The sequence below is a fragment of the Falsirhodobacter sp. alg1 genome, assembly GCF_000739715.2.
GTDB lineage: Bacteria > Pseudomonadota > Alphaproteobacteria > Rhodobacterales > Rhodobacteraceae > Falsirhodobacter.
The window spans coordinates 228,622-249,937 of sequence record NZ_BBJC02000005.1 but is presented as its reverse complement, the minus strand read 5'-3'; the positions used below and the strand labels follow the sequence as shown (position 1 = coordinate 249,937).

At 56.4% G+C, this 21,316-nt stretch carries 22 protein-coding genes and 1 riboswitch; of the genes, 16 read left to right on the top strand and 6 right to left on the bottom strand.

Annotation, left to right across the window (positions count from 1 at the left end; all coding sequences use genetic code 11):
• Window positions 1–42 precede the first annotated feature (42 nt).
• From TR36_RS11385 to TR36_RS11365, 5 genes are all read left to right on the top strand, one after another.
• Window positions 43–948: a carbohydrate ABC transporter permease gene (locus TR36_RS11385; protein WP_045392418.1), complete on the top strand. Its 906-nt coding sequence runs from the start codon at window positions 43–45 to the stop codon at window positions 946–948.
• Between the two features lie 20 nt (window positions 949–968).
• Complete coding sequence (locus tag TR36_RS11380) at window positions 969–1,841, top strand: carbohydrate ABC transporter permease (protein WP_062763260.1); 873 nt, start codon at window positions 969–971, stop codon at window positions 1,839–1,841.
• A 46-nt stretch (window positions 1,842–1,887) separates the two neighbouring features.
• Window positions 1,888–2,712, top strand: a complete 825-nt coding sequence (locus TR36_RS11375) for a sugar phosphate isomerase/epimerase (RefSeq protein ID WP_052362640.1) — start codon at window positions 1,888–1,890, stop codon at window positions 2,710–2,712.
• Window positions 2,713–2,801: 89 nt separating this feature from the next.
• Window positions 2,802–4,037 carry a D-mannonate dehydratase ManD gene (gene manD / locus TR36_RS11370; protein WP_045392422.1) on the top strand — a complete coding sequence of 412 codons (1,236 nt, stop codon included), beginning with the start codon at window positions 2,802–2,804 and terminating at the stop codon, window positions 4,035–4,037.
• A gap of 43 nt (window positions 4,038–4,080) precedes the next feature.
• The gene (locus tag TR36_RS11365) at window positions 4,081–5,061 is read left to right on the top strand and encodes an aldo/keto reductase (protein ID WP_062763258.1); all 981 of its coding nucleotides are present in this window, start codon (window positions 4,081–4,083) and stop codon (window positions 5,059–5,061) included.
• A 139-nt stretch (window positions 5,062–5,200) separates the two neighbouring features.
• Here the strand turns inward: TR36_RS11365 and TR36_RS11360 are convergent, their stop codons facing one another.
• The 3 genes from TR36_RS11360 to TR36_RS11350 form a co-directional block, all read right to left on the bottom strand.
• Window positions 5,201–5,755 (bottom strand): ankyrin repeat domain-containing protein, encoded by a 555-nt coding sequence (locus tag TR36_RS11360; protein WP_052362641.1) that lies wholly within the window; start codon window positions 5,753–5,755, stop codon window positions 5,201–5,203.
• A 75-nt stretch (window positions 5,756–5,830) separates the two neighbouring features.
• Window positions 5,831–6,676: a nickel/cobalt transporter gene (locus TR36_RS11355; RefSeq protein WP_045392426.1), complete on the bottom strand. Its 846-nt coding sequence runs from the start codon at window positions 6,674–6,676 to the stop codon at window positions 5,831–5,833.
• Window positions 6,667–7,335, bottom strand: coding sequence for a DUF1007 family protein (locus TR36_RS11350; RefSeq protein ID WP_192841346.1), 669 nt, complete (start codon window positions 7,333–7,335; stop codon window positions 6,667–6,669). The genes TR36_RS11355 and TR36_RS11350 overlap by 10 nt, the downstream gene beginning before the upstream one ends.
• A 213-nt stretch (window positions 7,336–7,548) precedes the next feature.
• Here TR36_RS11350 and TR36_RS11345 point away from each other — a divergent pair, with 213 nt between their 5' ends.
• From TR36_RS11345 to TR36_RS11295, 11 genes are all read left to right on the top strand, one after another.
• Window positions 7,549–8,223 carry a GntR family transcriptional regulator gene (locus TR36_RS11345; RefSeq protein ID WP_045392430.1) on the top strand — a complete coding sequence of 225 codons (675 nt, stop codon included), beginning with the start codon at window positions 7,549–7,551 and terminating at the stop codon, window positions 8,221–8,223.
• A 31-nt stretch (window positions 8,224–8,254) separates the two neighbouring features.
• A complete protein-coding gene (locus TR36_RS11340; RefSeq protein ID WP_052362642.1) occupies window positions 8,255–9,085 on the top strand; it encodes a transporter substrate-binding domain-containing protein in 831 nt (276 codons plus the stop codon).
• 77 nt (window positions 9,086–9,162) lie between these two features.
• A complete protein-coding gene (locus TR36_RS11335) occupies window positions 9,163–9,828 on the top strand; it encodes an amino acid ABC transporter permease (RefSeq protein ID WP_045392432.1) in 666 nt (221 codons plus the stop codon).
• Window positions 9,829–9,838: 10 nt separating this feature from the next.
• Complete coding sequence (locus tag TR36_RS11330) at window positions 9,839–10,504, top strand: amino acid ABC transporter permease (protein WP_045392434.1); 666 nt, start codon at window positions 9,839–9,841, stop codon at window positions 10,502–10,504.
• A 30-nt stretch (window positions 10,505–10,534) separates the two neighbouring features.
• On the top strand, window positions 10,535–11,308 hold the full coding sequence (locus TR36_RS11325; RefSeq protein ID WP_045392437.1) for an amino acid ABC transporter ATP-binding protein: 774 nt from the start codon (window positions 10,535–10,537) through the stop codon (window positions 11,306–11,308).
• A 36-nt stretch (window positions 11,309–11,344) separates the two neighbouring features.
• Window positions 11,345–12,259: an aminotransferase class IV gene (locus TR36_RS11320; RefSeq protein WP_062763254.1), complete on the top strand. Its 915-nt coding sequence runs from the start codon at window positions 11,345–11,347 to the stop codon at window positions 12,257–12,259.
• 4 nt (window positions 12,260–12,263) lie between these two features.
• A complete protein-coding gene (locus TR36_RS11315; RefSeq protein WP_052362643.1) occupies window positions 12,264–14,024 on the top strand; it encodes a chloride channel protein in 1,761 nt (586 codons plus the stop codon).
• 30 nt (window positions 14,025–14,054) lie between these two features.
• The gene (gene proC, locus TR36_RS11310; protein ID WP_045392443.1) at window positions 14,055–14,876 is read left to right on the top strand and encodes a pyrroline-5-carboxylate reductase; all 822 of its coding nucleotides are present in this window, start codon (window positions 14,055–14,057) and stop codon (window positions 14,874–14,876) included.
• A 259-nt stretch (window positions 14,877–15,135) separates the two neighbouring features.
• Window positions 15,136–15,645: a molybdopterin-dependent oxidoreductase gene (locus TR36_RS11305; protein WP_062763252.1), complete on the top strand. Its 510-nt coding sequence runs from the start codon at window positions 15,136–15,138 to the stop codon at window positions 15,643–15,645.
• A gap of 6 nt (window positions 15,646–15,651) precedes the next feature.
• Entirely contained in the window at window positions 15,652–17,577 is a 1,926-nt protein-coding gene (locus TR36_RS11300; protein ID WP_062763250.1) for a bifunctional diguanylate cyclase/phosphodiesterase, read from the top strand.
• Between the two features lie 52 nt (window positions 17,578–17,629).
• Entirely contained in the window at window positions 17,630–18,322 is a 693-nt protein-coding gene (locus TR36_RS11295; RefSeq protein ID WP_045392451.1) for an FkbM family methyltransferase, read from the top strand.
• 6 nt (window positions 18,323–18,328) lie between these two features.
• On the opposite strand, the gene TR36_RS11290 is transcribed toward TR36_RS11295, so the two are convergent.
• The 3 genes from TR36_RS11290 to TR36_RS11280 all read right to left on the bottom strand — a co-directional run bounded on the left by TR36_RS11290 (window position 18,329) and on the right by TR36_RS11280 (window position 21,085).
• The gene (locus TR36_RS11290) at window positions 18,329–19,096 is read right to left on the bottom strand and encodes an SDR family oxidoreductase (RefSeq protein ID WP_045392453.1); all 768 of its coding nucleotides are present in this window, start codon (window positions 19,094–19,096) and stop codon (window positions 18,329–18,331) included.
• A gap of 253 nt (window positions 19,097–19,349) precedes the next feature.
• Window positions 19,350–20,336: a malate dehydrogenase gene (locus TR36_RS11285; protein ID WP_045392455.1), complete on the bottom strand. Its 987-nt coding sequence runs from the start codon at window positions 20,334–20,336 to the stop codon at window positions 19,350–19,352.
• 107 nt (window positions 20,337–20,443) lie between these two features.
• Entirely contained in the window at window positions 20,444–21,085 is a 642-nt protein-coding gene (locus tag TR36_RS11280; RefSeq protein ID WP_045392775.1) for a TenA family protein, read from the bottom strand.
• Between the two features lie 51 nt (window positions 21,086–21,136).
• Window positions 21,137–21,251: riboswitch (TPP riboswitch) on the bottom strand.
• Between the last annotated feature and the right edge of the window lie 65 nt (window positions 21,252–21,316).

Genomic DNA, 21,316 nt, shown 5'->3' with positions numbered 1-21,316 from the left:
GTCCGGAACACCTTCGCGTAATGCAAAAGATGGAGCGGCCTTATGCGCCAGACAAAAAACCTGTCGAAAAAGCAGAACGGCGTGGCATTCCTGTTTCTGTCACCGTGGATTGTCGGATTTGTCCTGTTAACCCTCGGGCCGATCCTAGGTTCGATGTACCTGTCGTTTACCAATTATGACCTTTTCAACGCACCGGAGTGGACCGGGCTGGACAATTATGCCCGGTTGCTGGGGGGCGATCCGCGCTATCTTCAATCATTGAAAGTGACGTTTACCTACGTGATTTTCTCGGTGCCACTGAAGCTTGCCTTTGCGCTTTTTGTGGCGCTGATCCTCAACCGGGGTCTGAAGGGATTGGGCTTTTACCGGTCGGTCTTCTACCTTCCTTCGCTTCTGGGGGGTAGTGTGGCTGTTGCCTTGATGTGGCGGCAGATCTTTTCCTATGACGGCATCATCAACCACTTCCTCTGGAATTACCTCGGCTATGATGCGCCAAGCTGGATCACCAACCCCGATTATGCGTTGGGAACCCTGGTTTTGCTTGCCGTATGGCAATTCGGGGCGCCCATGGTCATCTTCCTTGCCGGGCTGAAGCAGATCCCGCAGGATATGTATGACGCCGCTGCGATCGACGGCGCGCGCCCGGTCCAGCAATTCTTCTACGTTACGATACCACTGCTGACGCCGATCATTTTCTTCAATTTTGTGATGCAGACGATCGGCGCGTTCCAGGCGTTCACACCGTCATACATCATCTCGGACGGTACGGGCGGCCCCGCGGATTCCACGTTATTCTACACGCTGTATCTGTACGAGCAGGCCTTTACGGACTTTCGGATGGGGTATGCGTCGGCCATCGCATGGGTTCTGGTCGGGATTATCGCCATCGCCACCTCCATTTCATTTCTGACCGCAAAATACTGGGTCCATTACGGGGATGAGGATTGATGGCACAAGGAGAAGCACAAATGAGCACAGATGCGGCTGACATCAATCAGCAGGCAGCGCGGAAGAAGACCCGCTCACGCCTGTTCATGCATGCATTCCTGATCGTGTTCGGGATCATCATGCTTTATCCGCTGGTCTGGCTTGCAGTCAGTTCGCTGAAGCCGTCCAGCATCATCTTTTCCGATACCAGCATCATCCCGCGCCATTTCGAATGGGAAAACTATGCCCGCGGTTGGGAAGGGGTGGCAGCACCGTTCAAAACGTTCTTCTGGAACAGCTTCGTCATCTCGATCCTGGCCGTCATCGGCAATGTGATGTCATGTTCCTTTGTCGCCTATGCCTTCGCGCGTTTGAATTTCAGCTTCAAGAAGCCGTTGTTCGCCCTGATGCTGATGACGATCATGCTGCCGGTTCATGCGTCGCTGATCCCGCAATATATCCTGTTCAACGCATTCGGCTGGATCAACACTATCCTGCCCATCGTGACGCCGAAGTTCCTCGCGGTCGAGGCATTCTTCATCTTCCTCATGATCCAGTTCATCCGCGGTATCCCGCGCGAGCTTGACGAGGCCGCCGCGATCGACGGGGCAGGTCCGATCCGCATCTTTTTCTCGATCATCCTGCCGTTGATGACACCAGCCTTGGTTACGACAGCCGTCTTCTCGTTCCTTTGGACCTATGAGGATTTCCTGACGCCGTTGATCTACCTGACCTCCATTGAAAATTACGTCGTGCCACAAGGGCTGCGGTTGCTGCAGGCCGCACGGGGTTCCAGTTCCTGGGGGCCGATGCTTGCGATGTCCTTGTTGTCACTGGGGCCGATGTTCATTGTGTTCTTCATCTTCCAACGCAAGCTGATCGATGGAATCGCCACCACTGGCCTGAAGGGGTGATCATGTCCATATCGCACATACATATCATGAAAGGGGGCCTGATCTGATGGATAAGCCATTGATCACCGCGTTCACCAAACCGTGGACCGAGCCGCTGCTGGAACTGGCACAGAAGCTGAAAGGACTGGGTTTTGACGGGGTCGAACTCGCCGTTCGGCCCGGCTATCAGGTGGAACCGCAGAATGTGACAAAGGATCTTCCGGAAGCGGTGGAACTGCTGGCTAGTCATGGTTTGAAAACGCCCAGCATCGCCGGCGATATCGACGAGGCCACCATTGATGCCTGCGGTGAAGCCGGCGTCGGCATCATCCGGATATGCGCACCCGTAGATATGGGCATCGGCTATATGCAGTCGGTGGATCGTTATCGCCGCAGTTTCGATGCGGTCCTTCCTGCGCTGGAGCGTAACGGTGTCGCGATCGGTGTGCAGAACCATTCCGGTGTGCATATCGCGAGTGCGGTAGGCCTTGCACATCTGCTGGCGGGATATGACCCCAAACAGGTCTGTGCAGTTCTGGACATGGGTCATTGCGCCGTCGATGGAGAGCCGGTGCGAATGGCTGTCGATATTGCACGCCCGCATCTGAATGGATTGGTGAATTTCAAGAATGCCTGCCACTTCCGTCGGAACGGGCCGGAGCAGGAGGCAGAATATACCATTCACTGGACCACTCATGATCATGGTGGCTACAGCTGGCGCGAACTGGTGCAGGAGTTGCACAAATCCGGTTTCACCGGCACGTTCTGTATGCCTGCAGAATACAACCGGCAGGCCGGAGAGCACGGCCAGCGGATGGGGGATGACGTGCTGCCGTATCTGGCAAAGGATATCGCCCATCTTTGTATGCTGGTGGATGAAATTTATGCCTGACCAAGACGCAAAATTGAAATTGCCGGGGGCGGGGCCAGCCCCCGCACCATTGAGCGAAATGATCGAACATGTAGCCAGAGGCCGGATGTATGAAAACGGGTAGAAATCTTGCGATAACGGATGTCAGGGTTATCGTCAGCAGTCCGGGCCGAAATTTCGTAACAGTAAAAATTGTAACGGAGAGCGGTATTTACGGTGTGGGGGATGCCACGGTCAATGGCAGGGAGATGGCGGTTGCAACCTATCTTCAGGAACATGTCGCCCCCTGCCTGATCGGACGGAACGCCCATGATATCGAGGATATCTGGCAGTATCTGTACAAGGGTGTCTATTGGCGCAGGGGGCCCATAAACATGGCCTGCGTCGGCGCGGTGGATATGGCATTATGGGATATCAAGGGTAAGGCGGCCGATCTGCCTGTCTATGAATTGCTGGGCGGGAAAAGCCGCCGTGCTGTCACTACTTATGCCCATGCCACCGGAAACGACGTAACCGAAACACTGGATCAGGCCGCGCGTCTGATAAGTGAGGGCTTCCAGACGATCCGCCTGCAATCTGCCGTTCCGGGAATGGAGGGCAGCTATGGCGTGATGGGCGACAAGAAAGACTATTTCGAAATGCAGAGCAGCCGCCCTCTGCCACCGGAGCAGCCTTGGTCCACCCGCAAATACATGAATTCCGTCGAGGATCTTTTCCGGCAGGCCCGCGCGCGCTTCGGCCCTGATGTCCAGTTGCTGCACGATGTCCACAGCCGGCTGACGCCCATCGAGGCGGCGCGGCTGGGGAAGATGCTGGAGCCCTATGATCTTCTATTTCTGGAGGATGCGGTTGCTGCGGAAAACCAGGAAAGCTACCGCATCGTGCGCGATCATACGACGACCCCGCTGGCGATCGGTGAGGTTTATAATACCATCTGGGATTGCAAGGATCTGATCCAGAACCAATGGATCGATTATATCCGCACAGCCGCCACGCATGCCGGGGGTATTACCGGATTGCGCCGTATTGCGGATTTCGCGGCCATATATCATGTGCGCATCGCCCCGCACGGGGCACCCGATCTGTCGCCCATCTGCTATGCCGCACAATCCCATATCGGGCTTTGGGCCCCCAATTTCGGCATTCAGGAATTTGTCGGCTTTGGCTCCGCGCAATCGGCAGAAGTCTTCCGTCACGATTTGCGGATCGAAAACGGGATGATCCACGTTGGAGAAAGCGCCGGTTTGGGTGTGGACTTCGACGAGGAGGCAGCTGCGCGCTATCCCTACAAACGCTCCTATCTGCCGGTCAGCCGGCTTGAGGACGGAACACTATGGAGCTGGTGAAAGCCGGCTCGATCTTGATGACATTCTATTCAGGAGACCAGTAATGAACACGAAATTCGGTAATACGGATCTGGTGACCAGCCCTATCGTCTATGGCTGCATGGGCGGCGCAGGTGCATTCGGCGCGCAAGAGGAAAGCGACTCTATTGATGCGCTGCGGGAAGCGCATAACGCGGGTATCAATTTTTTCGATACGGCCGAAGCCTATGGCGCGGGATATTCGGAGCAGCTTCTGGAGAAGGCGTTGGGAAACAAACGTCAGGACCTGGTGATTTCGTCAAAGGTGGCGACACCGAACCTCGCCCCTGATGATATTCTGGCAGCTTGTGATCGCAGCCTGAAAAATCTGGGCACGGATTATATCGACCTTTACATGCTGCACTGGCCGAACCGGAACGTTCCGTTGGAAGACAGTATTGGCGCTCTGAAAAAGCTGAAGGAGGAGGGAAAGATCCGCTGGTATGGCGTCTCGAACTTCGGCAGCAAGGATATGGATGATGCGCTGTCACTTGGCGAAATTTCCGTAAATCAGGTTCCATACCATTTGTTCTTCCGGGCGATCGAGTTTGAAGTCCAGCCGAAGTGTGAAGCGGCCGGCGTACCGATCATGTGCTATTCTTCATTGATGCAGGGTTTGCTGGCCGGAAAATACAAATCGCTGCAGGATTTTCCGGTGGATCGTGCCCGGACGCGCATGTTTGATCACCGCAAATGGGAGCAGGCGGTCCACAAGGAGGAAGGGGCCGAAGAAGCAGGCCAGCATCTTCTGGATGCCTTGTGGAAATTGGTTGATGAGACAGGGATGTCGATGGAAGAGCTGGCAGTGGCATGGCTCAAATCCCGGCCCGCCGTTGGGGGTGTGATCGTCGGTACCCGAAACGGAGAGCAGAGCCGTGGTTTGAAAAAGCTTCTGGAGGCAAAGGCCGAGCCGGCAGTTCTCCAAGCTCTGACCGAAGCATCCGATCCGCTGAAATCGGCCCTCGGCAGTGATATTGACATGTGGGGCAAAGGCCGTACCCGATAAGGAGTAGGACCGTCGCCGCATCCTTATTGCGGCAGGCCGCCGTGGCACCGGGCATCAGGCCATCGGCATGATCGCCCGGTTCTTTACCAAGCGGGTTCGGGCCACATATTCGGAACAGCCAAGGGGATACGGGTGCTGATTATTCGGCGCCCGCATCCATAAGCAGGTCGAGCAGATCCTCATCGGTGCCATCCGCATGGGCATAGTCCAAGACGGAGCGGCCCCTGCGATCTCGCGCGTTCGGGTCCGAACCACTCTCCAGCAGCGCGTCAACCACATCGTAAATGTCCGGCTCGGTCAGGGCGACCAGAAGCGGAGTTCTGCCTTGCAGATCGCGCAACTCCAGATCGGCCCCCGCCGCGACGATCAGGGGCACAAGGTCCGGGTCGTTCGTTATATGGAGCAGGCTGTGCCCGTCTTCATTGACGGCATTGATATCGGCCCCATACCTCAGCAACAGCGGAATGAGCGGGTAATGATCCACATCGCATACCAGATGGATGGGTTGGAACAGGAACTGGTCCGTGCTGGTTGCAAGTGCGGGATTGGCATCAAGCGCCTTTTGCACCGCCTTTACATCCCCCAAGGAAACCATCGTATGAAAGGAACGGATATCATCCTCATGCGGCCATGTCTTGTCACGGGGTGTCGTACCCAAAAACATGGAGGATAGAAGCGTCAACAAGCCGCGCATCGCATACCTTTCGGAAATAATGCGACAAAAGTATGCAAAAGGGCAGGGCCGTCAATCATCAACCTGCCCGGCGCTTCAGAATACAGCCAGCAGGGATAGCCCCATGATCGCTGCGCCTGCCGCGATCTGCATGGCAGGCAGGGTCTTTATGGAGCGTGCCCCCAGAAACGCCAACCGCCGCCCGGCAAGCCCGCCGCCAATCGCCAATGCATTCAACGCCGCAGTCCCGGCACCCATGGCGAGAACGCCCAATATCCCGGACCCGAGGATCTGGAACCGCCAGGTGATGACCAGCAGAAATATTGCCCCGCTGCACGGGCGCGCCGCCACCGACAAGATCAACGCTGCGGTTTCACGCCAGGAAGTCAACGCGGCAACTTCGGCTACGGAAGGGCCGTGGGAATGTCCGCATCCGCATTCTGCATGGTGGTGATGATGGTGGCGCGGATACATCGCGCGGATTCCGCGCCAGACGAGAAGCGCACCAATGGCGCCGATGGCAAGGCCGCTGGCAAGGGCCATTCCGCCTTCTGCCATCGCTGATGCCTCGGCCGATGTCAGACGCAATCCGCCAACCACCACAAACACCAGAAGTATGGCTGCAATGGCTTGCGCCAGACTGGCCGCAAATCCGATCGCGAATATACGGGCGGGACGAACATTCGTGCCCAATGCCGCCCCGCTCAGCAGCACTTTGCCATGACCCGGCCCAAGAGCATGGACAAAACCGTATCCTGCACACAGTCCGCACAGGGTCATCAGGGCCCATGGCTCCCGGCTTCTTACGGCATGGATGACTTCTGCCATGCGGACCTGCACAAGCTGCTGGATATCCTGCGCCCACGCCATGGAAATCATGCCGTAATGATCCCCCAGCATGATCAGCGCGGCCCCTGCCAGTAGTGCCAGGATCACTGGCATCGCAAATGAACCTGTTCGGCAAAGTTCGCGCCAATATCCGGATCGTCCGGCATTTCGTCGGTTCCCAGAAGCGCAAGTTCGTCTTGGAGTTTCTGGCTCAGGGCACCCACTTCGAAATGCTGGATTTCCGCTGTGCAGTTTTCACCTGCCTGCAGTACCTCTTGCACCGTGTAGGCATAATAGTAATCGGGAGCATAGGCTTTCAATGTTGCCGTTTCGCCCGCCATGGGAAGGGGCTTTGCTAAGGGAAGATCGAACGTTACCTCGGCGCGACCGTCAACGACCTGTGCCGCTGCATTCCGGGGGCGTCCCAGTTCAACCTTGCGGGAACCCGCGAAAAGATAGGTATCGCCCTCGTACCCCGGCTCCCAATCCGTCTCACCGATGACGATTTTTTCCATGTCCGATGCATCAAGAATGCCGTCGCCGTTTTCGTCCAGTCCAAGTTGATCGTACATCACCAAGGTTGTGAACGCATCATAGAGCCAGACGATCCGAAGAGAAACGAGCGATCCGTTTTGCACATCAAAGCCCACGCTTTCATCCACAAAAACGTGGGGGTGGGCAGTCACGGGGCCGGCAGCAACAAGGCATAGGATAAGGGTGCGCAGGAACATACCTGTAACTACCGCAGCCAGGTTGATAACGGCAACACGCATTTTCGTCAGAGTATCCGGATCATCGTAGGATGCGCTGCATTCATAAGACCTTGATGTAGCCATTTCCCGCAAAAAATGCCTGCTTTTCGCTCAAGTGCGGCTAATAAGCGGGCATAATCCGACGCAGATTTACGATATGGCGTTCATCCCCCAAACATTGTTGACAATCGATTATGACGATATCTAGCGTCAGCATATCTTCCGAGGAATGCCATGACCTATCCACAGCTCAAGAAAATAACGATGGGTGCGCAGATTGCGGCAATGCTCCGCGCCGCCATTTTGGGTGGGGAACTGGCACCGGGTTCTGCCGTAGTGGAAACATCCCTTGCCCTGCGCTTTGGTGTCAGTCGTGGGCCGCTGCGCGAGGCGATGCGCGAATTGATCGACGAGGGCCTTCTGATCACGGTCCCCTATACCGGAACCAAGGTGCTGGAGCTGTCACCTGCCGATATAAATGACATCTATTCGATGCGCATCTGCCTTGAGAAGTTTGCGTTCGAGCAAATCTGGGATCGCAGGGATGATGCATTCCGGGAGCAAATTCTTCAGCGTCACGCGGCCTTGTTGGCCGCCATTGATGCAAATGACGATGTGGCAAGCATCGAGGCCGAGTTGAACCTGCACGGTCTTGCTTATGAAATGGCGCAGAATGCCATTCTTATGAAAACGTGGAACGGCATACGTGGCCGGCTGCAGCTATATTGGGCGGCCCACCACCGTGCGCACCATATGCAAGGGCCGCAGCGGACCGGGCATGACGACTATGTTTCTCTCGCCATCGGGAACGATCTGGATCTGATGCGAGCCGAAATCGAAAGCCACATGCAGCGCGGGCTAGAGATTACAAAGGCCCAGGTACAGGGCGAACTATCCACCCGCGTCTGATCCCCTCATAATTTTCCCAACAGGATATCACATGAAAAGAAGAGCCTTCATCGCCTCCACCGTCATTACCGCATTGGGTGTTTCCAGTTTGAACGTAGCCTTCGCCCAAGGAAGCGGTTCCATGGCGCAGATCAGGGAAAGCGGAAAGCTGCGTATCGGCGTTGCGGGGGCAGAGCCCTGGTTCTTCAAGGATCCGATCAGCGAAAAATGGACCGGCGTCGGCATTTCCATGGGTGAGCGGCTGGCGGCTGATCTGGGGGTTGAGCTGGTTCTTGTTGAGACGACATGGCAGAACGCGATCGCGGCCCTGCAGGCAAACCAGATCGATATCATGTTCGTTCTGGACCCGACGGAAGAGCGGAAACGGGCAATCGATTTTCCTGACGCGCCCCTGTTCTATTACGCGATGGGTGCCTTGGTCGGTCCGGATGTAACCGCCGCTACATGGGAGGATCTGGATACGCCCGATATGCGCATCGGCGTGACGTTGGGCACCTCGCTGGATAAGAACATGACGGCGATGATGAAATCGGCATCCATCAGCCGTTTCTCGACGAATGACGAGGCGGTGGCCGCGTTTGCTGCCGGACGCGTGGATGCGGTGGTGCAGTTCCACCCCGCTCTTGTGGTGCAATACGCGCGCTTGAAAATGGGCAAGGTCCTGCTGCCGACGCCCGTCACGGCTGTGGCCACGTCCGCAGGCATCCGCAAGGAGGACGATACCGAGTTCAAGGATTGGCTGAACACGACGTTCCTGTCGCTCTATGCCGACGGTGTGCCGCGCGAAATCTTCACCAATTACCTGGGAACCAAAAACATCAGCCCTGATGGTATCCCCGGCCTGATGAAAGAAGACTGGTAAGGCGGGTCGATCCGGCCTGACGATTATCCGTCAGGCCGTCCGACCGAGGCTCCGACCTTCGAACGAAAGTTGAATTCATGACCTATGTCTGGGATTTCGGCCCCGTCTTTGCACGGGCCGACATGTTGCTGCTTGGCCTGTTAAATACGGTCAAGATCGCGGCTGTCTCGATCTGCCTTGGCGTGATCGTGGGGCTGCTCCTGTGCATGATGCGTCTATCGCCCAAACGGATTTTGCGCGGCCCGGCGCTGATCTTCATCGAATTTTATCGCAACACGCCACCGATCGTTCATTTCTTCTGGTTCTTCTATGCCTTGCCGGTGTTGATGGCCGTCAATCTGGATCCCTATACCGCGGCGGTTCTGGCGCTTTCGACGCAATCCGGGGCCTTTTATGCCGAGGTGTTCCGCGGGGGCATCATTTCCATTGAGCGGGGGCAGTGGGAAGGAGCGCGGGCGATCGGCATGAAGCATTCCGACGTGATGCGTCGCGTCATCCTGCCCCAGGCCATGTCGCGCATGGTGCCGCCGTTCGTGGAGCGTTCGTTCGAACTTCTGAAGACGACAACACTCGCCTCTACCCTGGCCTATGCGGATTTGTTGTATCAGGCGATGCAGATCAATTCGGAAACCTTCCGCCCGCTGGAAGTCTATACGGTTCTTGCGCTCATGTATCTGCTGCTTCTGGTTACTGCGTCCCAATTGGCGCGGTTGGCCGAGGCCCGCCTGACAGCCTATCAGTGAAGAGGGCATCATGAATTATACAATCGACTTTTCACTGGTCACCGACAACTGGATCGTGCTGTGGCGCGGTGTTGTGGTAACGCTGCAATTGTGGATACCGGCCATTGTTCTGGGCCTGACGGGTGGGTTTTTCATCGCGCAGTTGCGCCTGTCGAAACGCCGTCTGCTGTCCGCCCCCAGCCTTGTCTATGTGGAACTGTTTCGCGACACACCGGTCCTGATCCAGCTGATCTGGTTCTTCTATGCCTTCCCGGCATTGATCGGCACGCAGCTGTCGCCCTTCGTGGCCGCGCTCATGGCGCTGGCGCTCAATACCTCTGCCTATTCCGCTGAATTGTTCCGTGGCGGCATCACCTCGATCCACCGCGGTCAGATGGAGGCAGCCAAGGCCATCGGCATGTCGCAGGCACAGGCGATGCGCCGCGTGATCCTGCCGCAGGTGATCAAGCGTATGCTGCCAGCGCTGACAAACCGGGTGATCGAAGTGGCCAAGATGTCGTCACTGGCCTCGGTGCTGTCTGTGCATGAGCTGATGTATCAGGGGCGGCTGCTGAGCGCTACGTACTACCGCCCGTTCGAGATCCTGACAGCGGTGGCCTTCATCTATTTCATGTTGATCTATCCTGGAACGTTTCTTGCGGGACGGCTGGAAAAGCATCTCGCCCGCTCGAACTGATCCCTATGCGCTCTCCGGAAAGGAGCCAAAATGTCTGGTCCATTGCTGGAAGTTACCGGCCTTCATAAATCCTTTGAGAAGCATCACGTTCTGAAGGGGATCGATTTCTCCGTGGAAAGGGGAGAGCGGGTGGCGATCATCGGCGGCTCCGGCTCCGGAAAATCCACCTTTCTGCGCTGCCTGAACTTTATGGAAACGCTGAGCAAGGGAACGATCACGCTGGATGGCCAGCGCATCGGAACCACTGGCTCGAATGGTACCATCACCTATCCCGAAAGGCAGCTTTGCGATGTGCGCGAACGGCTTGGCATGGTTTTCCAGCAGTTCAACCTGTTCCCGCATATGACGGTTCTGCAGAACGTGATGGAGGGGCTGGTCACCGTAAAGAAATTGTCGAAGGAGCGCGCACGCGACATCGCGATCCGTGAATTGGCAAAGGTTGGGCTGGCCGAAAAGCATGACGCATGGCCCTCGCGCCTGTCAGGTGGCCAGCAGCAGCGGGTTGCGATTGCGCGCGCCCTGTCGATGGAGCCGGAGGTACTGCTGTTCGATGAGCCGACCTCCTCGCTCGATCCCGAACTGGTGGGGGAAGTGCTACGCGTGATCCGCGATCTGGCGGATGAGGGGCGGACCATGCTTCTGGTCACGCATGAATTGGGGTTCGCCTACCACTTCGCAACCAAGGTTATTTTCCTCGCTGATGGCGTGTTCCACGAAGTGGGCACCCCCGATGAGGTTCTCAAGAACCCGAAACAGGCCAAGACGCAGGAATTCCTGCGCCGTTTCGGCGAATTCGCATTCTGATTAACGATCGCGCCACGGCGCAAAGGAGACGATAATATGACCCCGATGAGCAGCACGAGTTCGCAATCCTACGTCAAGGATCCGCGGAATGAAAATGTGGAGATCTATATCAACGGGGAATTCTTTTCCCGGGATGCGGCAAAGGTTTCCATTTTCGATGCGGGTTTCGTACTGGGTGATGGCGTCTGGGAGGGGCTTCGCCTTGTGAAGGGCAAGCTCCTTGCCATTGATGAACATATGGCGCGGATGTACGAAGGTGCGAACGCGATCCAGCTTGACATCGGTATGCCGCGTGAGGATCTGATTGCCGAAATCTGGAAAACCCTGAACCACAACGGGATGGAGGACGGCGCACATATCCGTCTCATGATTTCGCGCGGTGTCAAATCCACGCCGAACCAGGACCCGCGCTTCATCGTGGGGGGGGCAACGATCGTGATCGTTGCCGAATACAAGCAGCCGAACCCGGACATCAAGAAAAAGGGCCTGACGCTGATGACATCGACCATCCGATGCTCGACGCCGGATGTGTTCGATTTGCGCCTGAATTCGCACAGCCGCCTCAACTTCATCCAGGCGCTGATCCAGGCGATCAACATGGGTGCGGATGAAGCGCTGATGCTTGATAACCGCGGATTTGTGGCCAGCTGCAATTCCACGAACTTCTTCATCATTCGTGGGCGGGAACTGTGGACATCGACCGGCCTGACCTGTTTTAACGGCATTACGCGATCGAAAGCCCTGAAAATCTGGGCAGATGCAGGCAATATCGTGCGTGAGAAGGATTTTACCCTGGCAGAAGTTTACAGTGCCGACGAAATTTTCGTGACCGGAACCCTGGGGGGGATCACCCCGGTGTCCTTTATCGACGGTCGACCGGTCGGGGAGGGAAAGCCAGGCCCGGTCACTGCGGAGATCGCAGCCCTTTACGCATCCTACATCGGCGAATGACGGGGTGAGGCAACGCCGCACATCCATCCAGTGGATCAAGCGGCGCCTTCGGGCGCCGTTTCGCTTGCGTGCGTTGCTGCGCCGGGACGAGATCGCCTTTGCGCTGCTTGCCTTATGTGTGGGGATCGGTGCCGGACTGTCGGTATTGCTGTGGGAAATCGTTCTACGGGCGATGAGCCAGATCATCTTCAATTTCGAAGGTTATGATACCAGCGGACAATTGGCACTTGATCCATGGCGGGTTCTTTTGGGTCCGGTAGTCGGCGGGGGGCTCCTGACACTCTCTTATCTGGTGGCCCGCCGGTACTTTGCCCGCGTTTCTGACCCGATCGAGGCCAATGCCTTGCGCGGCGGGCAGATGCAGGTGGGCGGCAGTCTTTTCATCAGCTTTCAGACCCTGGTTTCCAGCGCTTTCGGTGCGTCGGTAGGGATGGAGGCCGCCTATACGCAAACTGCCTCCGGCCTCGCCTCGGCCCTGGGGCAGAAGATGCGACTGCGCCGGGAGGATTTGCGCTATCTGGTTGCAGCGGCGGCGGGCGCTGCCGTGGCCGCGGCTTTCAATGCGCCCATGACGGGCGCGTTTTATGCATTCGAGCTTGTCATTGCGGCCTATACATCTGCTGCGCTGTTGCCGGTTCTGGCGGCAGCCATCGGCGCCGTCGGAACCGTGCGCTTGCTGGCCGAGCCGGAGGGGTTCAACCTGCATTTTGCCGGGCAGTTGCCCGCACATACCTATGTTGCGATCATCCTGCTGTCTTTGGTATGCGCCCTTATCGGCATTCTGGTGATGCGCAGCGTCGGCCTGATAGAGCGTGTTCTCGCACGCAGTCCGATCCCCGGCTTGTTCCACCCTGTTCTGGGGGGCATCGCCGTGGGAATAATGGCGCTGGCCACGCCCCAGATCCTGTCGTCGGGCCATGGGGCACTGAATATCGTGCTGGCAGAGAATCCGGCACCATTGGTCCTGCTGGTCCTGCTGGTTCTCAAATGCGTGGCCTCGGCCATTTCGATCGGATCGGGTTTCAGAGGCGGGTTGTTCTTTGCATCGTTGCTGCTGGGGGCGGTGGCGGGCAAGCTGTTTGCCATCATCTGGCTGGTGGCCTTCGGCCTGGATGTGCCCATCGTCCTACTGAGCGTGGTGGGGATGTGTGCGATGGCCACAGCGATCATCGGCGCACCCCTAACCATGTCGCTACTGGCATTGGAAACAACCGCAAGCCTTCCCTTGACGCTGGCGGTTCTGATCTCGTCCTTGATCGCTACTGCTACGGTCAGGCGGTTGTTCGGCTTCTCCTTTGCCACGTGGCGATTCCACCTGCGAGGCGAAGCGATCCGCAGTGCCGCTGATATCGGTTGGCTGCGCGAGTTGAGCGTGGGTAGGCTCGTTCGCCGGCATTCGCCGACGATGCCTGCAACGATTACACTGGCCGAAGGGCAGCGGCGTGTTCCCTTGGGGTCCACCAAATATGTGGCGCTGGTTGATGATCTGGGGGGATATACCGCCCTGTTGTCAGTATCTGATCTGCATTCCGAAACACAGAACCTGACACGGGAGGTTCGCTCGCTTGCCACACAGGCAGAGCATCATCTGCTGCCGGACCAGAATGTACGGGATGCCTTGGCGAAATTTGCCCGCGATGAAACCGATGTGCTGGCTGTACTGACCTCGGTCGAGGATCGCCGCCCGCTTGGTTTGTTGACCGAGCAATATTGCCTGCGCCGCTATACCGAAGAAATGAACAAACGTCTCTATCCTTCCAAATAATATTCACCTTGATACCAAACGGAGCATTTTATGACCCAGACACCTTTTACCTGCCTGTTCATCGGTTGCGGCAATATGGGATCTGCCATCGCCGCCGGTTTGGTCGCGACCCGCCCCGAGGTTACGCTGCATATCGTGGATCGTCACCCCGAACGTGTACAGAGCCGGCTTCCCGATAACGCTGATGCCGTGATCGTGCCCGCAATCGCGGATCTACCCGAAGCCGATTATGCTTTTGTCATCATCGCCATCAAGCCGCAGTATTTTGCGCAGCTTGACCTTGCAGGGCTGAAAACGGGAGAGAACACGATCTTCGTATCAATTATGGCGGGTGTAACGACGCCGACACTGGCCGCGCAGCTGGGAACGCCGCGGGTTGTTCGCACGATGCCGAACCTGCCTGCCATGGTGGGCGAGGGGATGACGATCGGCTACGCTCCGCCTGCCTTGGACTGGTCGGACCGGTCGCTGATCCAGCATCTGTTCGAAGGTGTGGGCAAATACCTCTGGATGGATGACGAAGGAGGAATCGACCATGGGACCGGCGTGGCCGGGAGCGGACCGGGATATGTCTTTGCGATCGCGCAATATATGGTCGAGGCTGCCATGGCGCAGGGGTTCGATAAGGCGAGCGCCGATCTTGTGGTACGCCAGACCCTTTACGGTACCAGCAAGATGCTGCTGGACGATCCGCGCGATGCGGCTGACCTGAAGCGGGCAGTCACCAGCCCAAATGGCACAACGCAGGCGGGTCTAGCGGTTCTTGAAATGCCCGAGGCACTGCCCAAGCTGATGCGAGAGGCTGTCGCCGCAGCAGCAGACCGTTCGGCCGTCTTGGGCGGATTGAAATAACTACTTCCCGATTTCAGGCGACAAATTAGAAGAAACACCCTCCGGATTTGGAGGGTGTTTTGCATTAAGGGGCCATGTCTTATTGTTTTCTGGTTCACAATTGCGTTTAGTTGTTGCCGTTAAGTTCCAGTTAAAGGCTTTCGACTAAATAATTATCAAAGTCAGGCGGCACATGTCTTTTTTCGGACTAGGTATGCTCCCCTTGAATATTGAACGAGGCGCTGGCAATCGCAGGTGTCTTTTGCAAGTGGAGTGATTGATGCAGATTTGGAATAAAATGCTTGCGGTGGCTTTTGCGGCTATCACTCTCGTTTGGGGTCCGCTTCGTGCCGAGGAACTTCCCGCCCCCGCGGGAGAGGTGTTGCTGACCGTAAGCGGGCAGATCACAAATACCAATGTGGGCGATACTGCCCAATTCGATCGCGCCGCACTGGAAGCGATGGGGATGGTGGATATTGTCACGAAGTCCCCATGGTACGATGACCGGATGACATTTACCGGGGTGCCGGTATCAGTATTGCTGGAAAAGGTCGGGGCGCACGGTACCCAGATGACGGTGACGGCGCTGAACGATTACGAAGTGAAGATTCCGCTTGAGGATGCAGATACGGGAGTCATTCTGGCGATGAAGCTGAATGGTCGCGATATGTCCGTTCGGGAAAAAGGCCCGATTTTCATCATCTATCCCTATTCCAGCAGCGAACGGCTGCGCGCACAGACCTATTATGCGCGGTCATCGTGGCAGGTTTCGCGGATCGAAATCCGGTAAGCTGCGGTGATCCGCTTTCTCAGCTTTTTGATTGCCGTTTTCATCGTGACGACAATCTATCTGTCGAATACCGTGCAGGAGCGGCAGAATGTGCTGCGCCGTGTGGCCCAGCACAATGACACCTGGGCAATCAGCCAGACGGTTCAGGAGTTCATGCGGCTGGAAGCGACCTTGGCGCTCTATAATGCCGACACCTATGATGTGACGCTGGATGACGTCAGGTTGCGGCTGGATATCATGATCAGCCGGATGCTGACCATGCGCGAGGGTACGATTAAACTGTTCATGGGCGAAATGCCGACGCGGGAGCGTACAATGAACACTCTCTTCGCCGTCGTAACCGATCTTGATACATCTTTGAATGGCTCCGAAACGCCCGATCTTGCGCCCATCTTGGCACGGATGCATGAGCTAGAACGGCCTTTGACCACGCTCTCTGCCCAATCCGTGCAACTCAGCTGGGCGCGGGTCGAAAAAAATTTGGTGGCCTTGGAGCGCATCCACCGGATTTCCGGAATAGTCGTCACAATCCTGATCATGTGCTGGTGCGGCCTGCTGCTTATCTTGCAGAACCATAACCGGTTGCTGAAGCTGGCCCATAAGCGCGGCAAGATACTGAATAATAGCCTCAATGAAGCTGGTGAGGAGCTTCGTAATAAAAACCGTAGCCTTCATTATGCCGCGCATCATGACTCTCTGACCGCATTGCCCAATCGCGTTCTCTTTTGGGGAGAGTTGGAAACCGCTTTGCAGACTCCGGACTGCTCGGTCAGCCTTCTCCTGCTGGATCTGGATGAGTTCAAGACGATCAATGACACGATGGGCCACGATTTCGGCGATGTCTTGCTACATCAGGTCAGTGAGAGGATGCGGCGATTTGATGTAAAACCCCAGATGTTCTGTCGGCTTGGCGGGGATGAATTTGCTTGTCTTCTGTTAGGGAAAACGGCGGAGGACAGCCAGGCCTATGCCCACGATCTGGCCATTGATATTGCTGCCCCCTATCAGCTCTCGGATCGACGGGTTGAAATTGGATGTTCTATCGGCCTTGTGAATGTACCCACTCCATCCGTCGATGATGCACAGGAACTGTTCAAGCGAGCCGATATTGCGCTCTATCGGGCCAAAGCGTCGCGTTCAGACCGTATCTGCGTATTTGAGCCGTTCATGCAGGGCGAATTTGATGACCGGACGCTACTTGAAAGCGATCTGCGAAAGGCAATCGGGCAGGGTGAAATCGAGGTCGCCTATCAAGTTCAGGTTTGCGTCAGAACGGATGAATTGCGTGGCATCGAGGCATTGGCACGTTGGAACCATCCGACACGCGGTCATATATCGCCCAACATTTTCATTCCGATCGCAGAGGATATCGGCCTTATTCGCGAACTCGGCCAGCATATCCTGACCAAGGCCTGCGCCGAAGCTGTGACATGGGCCACGCCGCTTAAAATCGCGGTCAATCTTTCTACCATGCAAATGCAATCGCCAGAGTTCATTTCCGTTGTCTCGGAAGCTATTCGCGTGACAGGGCTGAAGCCTAACAGACTGGAGCTGGAGGTAACGGAGTCGATGCTTCTGGACAAGCGTGAGGATATTGTCATTGCGCTTAATGATTTGCGGCGGTTCGGTATAACCATTGCTCTGGATGATTTCGGAACGGGATATTCATCCTTGGCCGTACTGCGGGATATTCCATTCGATACGATCAAGCTGGATAAGTCGTTCATTCGTGATATCGGCCACGACAAAGAGGCGGAGGCCTTGGTCAAACTCGTGATCGATCTGGGCCAGACGATGAATAAGTTCATAATCATCGAGGGCGTGGAGACGGTGGAGCAAAAGGAGATCATCCGAAAACTTGGGGGGCATATCGCCCAAGGGTATCTCTTCGGCCATCCTGTGCCTGCCACCGAATTAGCTCATTTACGCTAGGGGTATCAGAGCGATATGGTTTTTGTGCATAACCAGTTTGGATCATAATATAATGCCCTCCGCGTTTTCGATTCACGGCATCAAGCTTCCTCTTACCGATCAGGATGTATCGCCAATTATATGGCAGGCCCTGCAAACGGGTGAATATGAGGCAAAAGAGGCGAGGCAGGTTCGGGACCTTTTGCTACCGGGTGACAGAGTTCTGGAGTTAGGCGCAGGCATCGGCGTCATAACATCAGTCATGGCGCAAACCCCTGATGTGCAGATCTGGTCGTTCGATGCAAACCCTGGCACGGTGGCTTTGGCACGTCGGGTGGCCGAAGCCAACGATATCTCAAACGTCGTTTTTGAGCATGGATTGTTGTCATCCGGGGGGGCATCGGATCATATTTTTTATATCCGGCGTGATTTCTGGATGTCGTCGATGATTGAGAGCCAGGGGCCATTCGAGACTACGATTTCGATCACCTCCACAAATATTGATGAGTATATCACGCGCCAATCCATCAATGTGCTGGTAATGGATGTCGAGGGCGCCGAGCGCGAAATTCTGGGTGGAGCCGACCTGAAGGGAATTGACCGCGTATTTCTCGAACTCCACGATCATCTTTATGGATTGACCGGTGTTCGTGAGATATTCGCCTCAATGGATAAACGAGGCTTCGCTTACGATCCCCGCATGTCTTCCGGCCCGTGCGTTCTGTTTCGTCGAGATGATGGGGCAATCAGGCCCTACGCTGGCTGATCCGATCTATTCGACGCCGGTCACGTCCGGCGTCTCCCATGCCAGATGCTGCCCCCCATCGGTACATATCATCTGTCCTGTTACGGTTTTCGCCCCTAGGAAATAATCCAGCGCTGCAGTTATATCGTCGGTATCGGCGCCCCGCCGCAAGATTGTGGCGGCCCGTTGGTTGCGAAAATCTTCGGCTGACTGACGCGCGCCTGCCAGAGTTGGCCCCGGTCCTATGCCGTTGACACGGATATGTGGGGCCAACGCCTGCGCAGCCGTTTGCGTCAATGCCCATAGCCCGGCTTTTGCCAGGGTGTAGCTTGTAAAGTGCGGCGTCAGCTTGTGTACGCGTTGATCGATCATGTTGACGATCAGGCCGCGGGCGATTGGTTCGCCGTCATAATCATCTTTCGGGATCTGGGCCGCAAAACCCTGTGTCAAAACAAGTGGCGCGCGAAGGTTTGAATCGATATGCCTGTCCCAGCTCAGACGGGTTGCCGTTTCGATGCTGTCCGCTTCAAAGATAGAGGCATTATTGACAAGGACGGTCAGCGGTCCGAGTGCCTCAACAGCTTTACCGATCAAGCCTTGGGTTGCATCTTCGTGCAGAAAATCCGCCTGTAGCGCAACGGCTCTGCCCCCCATATGTCGGATTTCAGTGACTGTCTGATCTGCTGCTTCGGCCGAGTTCGCGTAATGTACACCCACAACGAACCCGCGTTTTGCAAGGTGCAGTGCGATGGCTTTGCCGATCCGGTTTCCCGCGCCCGTTACAAGTGCAGCCATGTACAACCCCGCTGGATATAGGTGGTTTTATTGAAAGTCCGGGAAGCGCTGGCACGCAGATTACCCGTTGTTAGTCGTCTGATGCGAACATTGGGTGGCGACGTGAACGACTACAAGAGTAAAGTATATGCATTATTAATGGGCATATCAAAAAGCTAAGTTTTGCGCGGGTTATTGCCAGCAGTCGTGTGAAATAAAATAGGGGCTGCATGAAAATGCAGCCCCCGGGTCGTTTTGCGCGTGCTAGATCTTATCAGCCGAGCAGGGCGGATACCGCCTCACGCTCTTCTACCAGCTCGGCGATGGTGCGTGCCATCATCTCGTTCTGGAAGTCGCCGTGGGTCAGCCCCTCGACGCGCTCATATTTGCCATCTTTGCAGATGACAGGCACGCCGAACATCAGGCCTTCCGGCACGCCGTATTCACCGTTGGACTGTACGCCCATCGATACCCATTTGCCGTTGCTGCCATGGATCCAGTCATGCATGTGATCAATCGCGGCATTCGCGGCGGATGCGGCCGACGATGCTCCACGTGCCTCGATGATGGCCGTGCCGCGGCGTGCGACGTCGGGGATCAGCGTGTTGCGATACCATTCGTCATCGTTGATCATGTCGGCCAAGCGCTTGCCGTTCGCTTCGGCTTCAACCAGATCCGCGAACATGGTCGGGGAGTGGTTGCCCCAGACGACGAATTTGTCGATGTCCTGAACGGCAACACCAGCTTTGGACGCCAACTGGGTCAGCGCACGGTTATGGTCCAGACGGATCATCGATGTCACGTTTTCCGACGGGAAGTTCGGAGCATTTGCCGCAAGGATCATGGCGTTGGTGTTGGCCGGGTTGCCCACAACAATCACTTTCGCATCACGCTTGGCCGCGACATCCAGCGCACGACCTTGCGCACGGAAGATTTCGGCATTGGCGGTCAGCAGGTCACGGCGCTCCATGCCTTTGCCACGTGGGCGCGAACCGACGAAGAACAGGGCGTCCGCATCCTTGAAGGCAACCAGCGGATCATCGGTGATCACGACATCCTGAAGCAGCGGGAAGGCACAATCCTCAAGCTCCATCACCACGCCGCGAACCGCGTCCAGTGCCTGCGGCAGGTCCAGCAGTTGCAGGATGATCGGCTGGTCCTTGCCATAAACATCACCTTTGGCAATGCGGAACAGCAGCGCGTAACAGATCTGGCCTGCGGCACCGGTGACGGCAACGCGTTTTGGTGTTTTGGTAAGCATGGATTGTCCTTCCAAAGTGTTCGCCGCGAACAATAACGCAATCGGATCGCGCGATAAAGCCGCTTATGCGTATGAGAGTGTTCGTTTTAATTGACGAATACCAGCGCTCAGATTGAGAACGCTGCGTCAAAAAACGCAACCTCCAGCTCAACAGCCCGTTGGAAGAAATCCCGGCTGATAGCCTCCTCGGCGGGGCCGATACGGTCCAATTCCGCTCTCAGAAATGCGACAAAGCTGCTGAAATCGGGATTGTCGTGCAGGGTAACCCATTCTGCATGGACAAAATTTTCGGAAAGCGGCCGCGGAATCGTCTTTGCCCATTCAAGATACAGCCATTCTGCAACATTCAGCACCGCAAGGGCCGCGGCATAGGAACGCGTTCCCGCGGCTTCCTGCATCAGCTTCTTGAACCCATCGGTTGGCGGAGTGTCAGGGACAGTTTCGCGCTGTTCGGGGGGGATGCCCAATGCGTCGAAAGCGCGGAGGAAATAGGTATTCTCCTCGCCCGAAATCATGCCTGCAAACTGGCTGAACCTGATACGTGCTGTGAATGTATCTGCCGTGGCGATCGCCGCGCCGAGCAGCATAAGAAAGCTGTCCAGAAAACGGTGGTCCTGAACGAGATAGGCCCCCATCACGGCGTCGGGAAGGGATCCATTCCCCAACTCGGTGACAAACCTGTGGTTGACCGCATCTGACCAGAGCGGTTCGCTCGATTGTTTCAGAATGTCGGTGAAATTCTTAGCCATCATGATATCCTCTGTTCCGGCAGACCGGCCCTCCGTTGTCTGGCCGATTGCCGGAAATGCCTCATCCAATCCCTTCGCCGGTATGAACCGGATCAGGTTGTCAGGGTCGCGGCACGTAAAATGCAGCCGCCTCTCAGCCCCTCGAAGGACTCCCCTTGGTGGCGGAACATTAGAAGATACGGACTGGCCTGTCACGGCTGTTAAAAGGAATGCCGGCGTCCGACCCCGCAG

Coding starts and splice junctions, on each gene's coding strand:
- TR36_RS11385 (WP_045392418.1), top strand. CDS start 43: ATGCGCCAGACAAAAAACCTGTCGAAAAAGCAGAACGGCGTGGCATTC.
- TR36_RS11380 (WP_062763260.1), top strand. CDS start 969: ATGAGCACAGATGCGGCTGACATCAATCAGCAGGCAGCGCGGAAGAAG.
- TR36_RS11375 (WP_052362640.1), top strand. CDS start 1,888: ATGGATAAGCCATTGATCACCGCGTTCACCAAACCGTGGACCGAGCCG.
- manD (WP_045392422.1), top strand. CDS start 2,802: ATGAAAACGGGTAGAAATCTTGCGATAACGGATGTCAGGGTTATCGTC.
- TR36_RS11365 (WP_062763258.1), top strand. CDS start 4,081: ATGAACACGAAATTCGGTAATACGGATCTGGTGACCAGCCCTATCGTC.
- TR36_RS11360 (WP_052362641.1), bottom strand. CDS start 5,755: ATGCGCGGCTTGTTGACGCTTCTATCCTCCATGTTTTTGGGTACGACA.
- TR36_RS11355 (WP_045392426.1), bottom strand. CDS start 6,676: ATGCCAGTGATCCTGGCACTACTGGCAGGGGCCGCGCTGATCATGCTG.
- TR36_RS11350 (WP_192841346.1), bottom strand. CDS start 7,335: ATGCGTGTTGCCGTTATCAACCTGGCTGCGGTAGTTACAGGTATGTTC.
- TR36_RS11345 (WP_045392430.1), top strand. CDS start 7,549: ATGACCTATCCACAGCTCAAGAAAATAACGATGGGTGCGCAGATTGCG.
- TR36_RS11340 (WP_052362642.1), top strand. CDS start 8,255: ATGAAAAGAAGAGCCTTCATCGCCTCCACCGTCATTACCGCATTGGGT.
- TR36_RS11335 (WP_045392432.1), top strand. CDS start 9,163: ATGACCTATGTCTGGGATTTCGGCCCCGTCTTTGCACGGGCCGACATG.
- TR36_RS11330 (WP_045392434.1), top strand. CDS start 9,839: ATGAATTATACAATCGACTTTTCACTGGTCACCGACAACTGGATCGTG.
- TR36_RS11325 (WP_045392437.1), top strand. CDS start 10,535: ATGTCTGGTCCATTGCTGGAAGTTACCGGCCTTCATAAATCCTTTGAG.
- TR36_RS11320 (WP_062763254.1), top strand. CDS start 11,345: ATGACCCCGATGAGCAGCACGAGTTCGCAATCCTACGTCAAGGATCCG.
- proC (WP_045392443.1), top strand. CDS start 14,055: ATGACCCAGACACCTTTTACCTGCCTGTTCATCGGTTGCGGCAATATG.
- TR36_RS11305 (WP_062763252.1), top strand. CDS start 15,136: ATGCAGATTTGGAATAAAATGCTTGCGGTGGCTTTTGCGGCTATCACT.
- TR36_RS11295 (WP_045392451.1), top strand. CDS start 17,630: ATGCCCTCCGCGTTTTCGATTCACGGCATCAAGCTTCCTCTTACCGAT.
- TR36_RS11290 (WP_045392453.1), bottom strand. CDS start 19,096: ATGGCTGCACTTGTAACGGGCGCGGGAAACCGGATCGGCAAAGCCATC.
- TR36_RS11285 (WP_045392455.1), bottom strand. CDS start 20,336: ATGCTTACCAAAACACCAAAACGCGTTGCCGTCACCGGTGCCGCAGGC.
- TR36_RS11280 (WP_045392775.1), bottom strand. CDS start 21,085: ATGGCTAAGAATTTCACCGACATTCTGAAACAATCGAGCGAACCGCTC.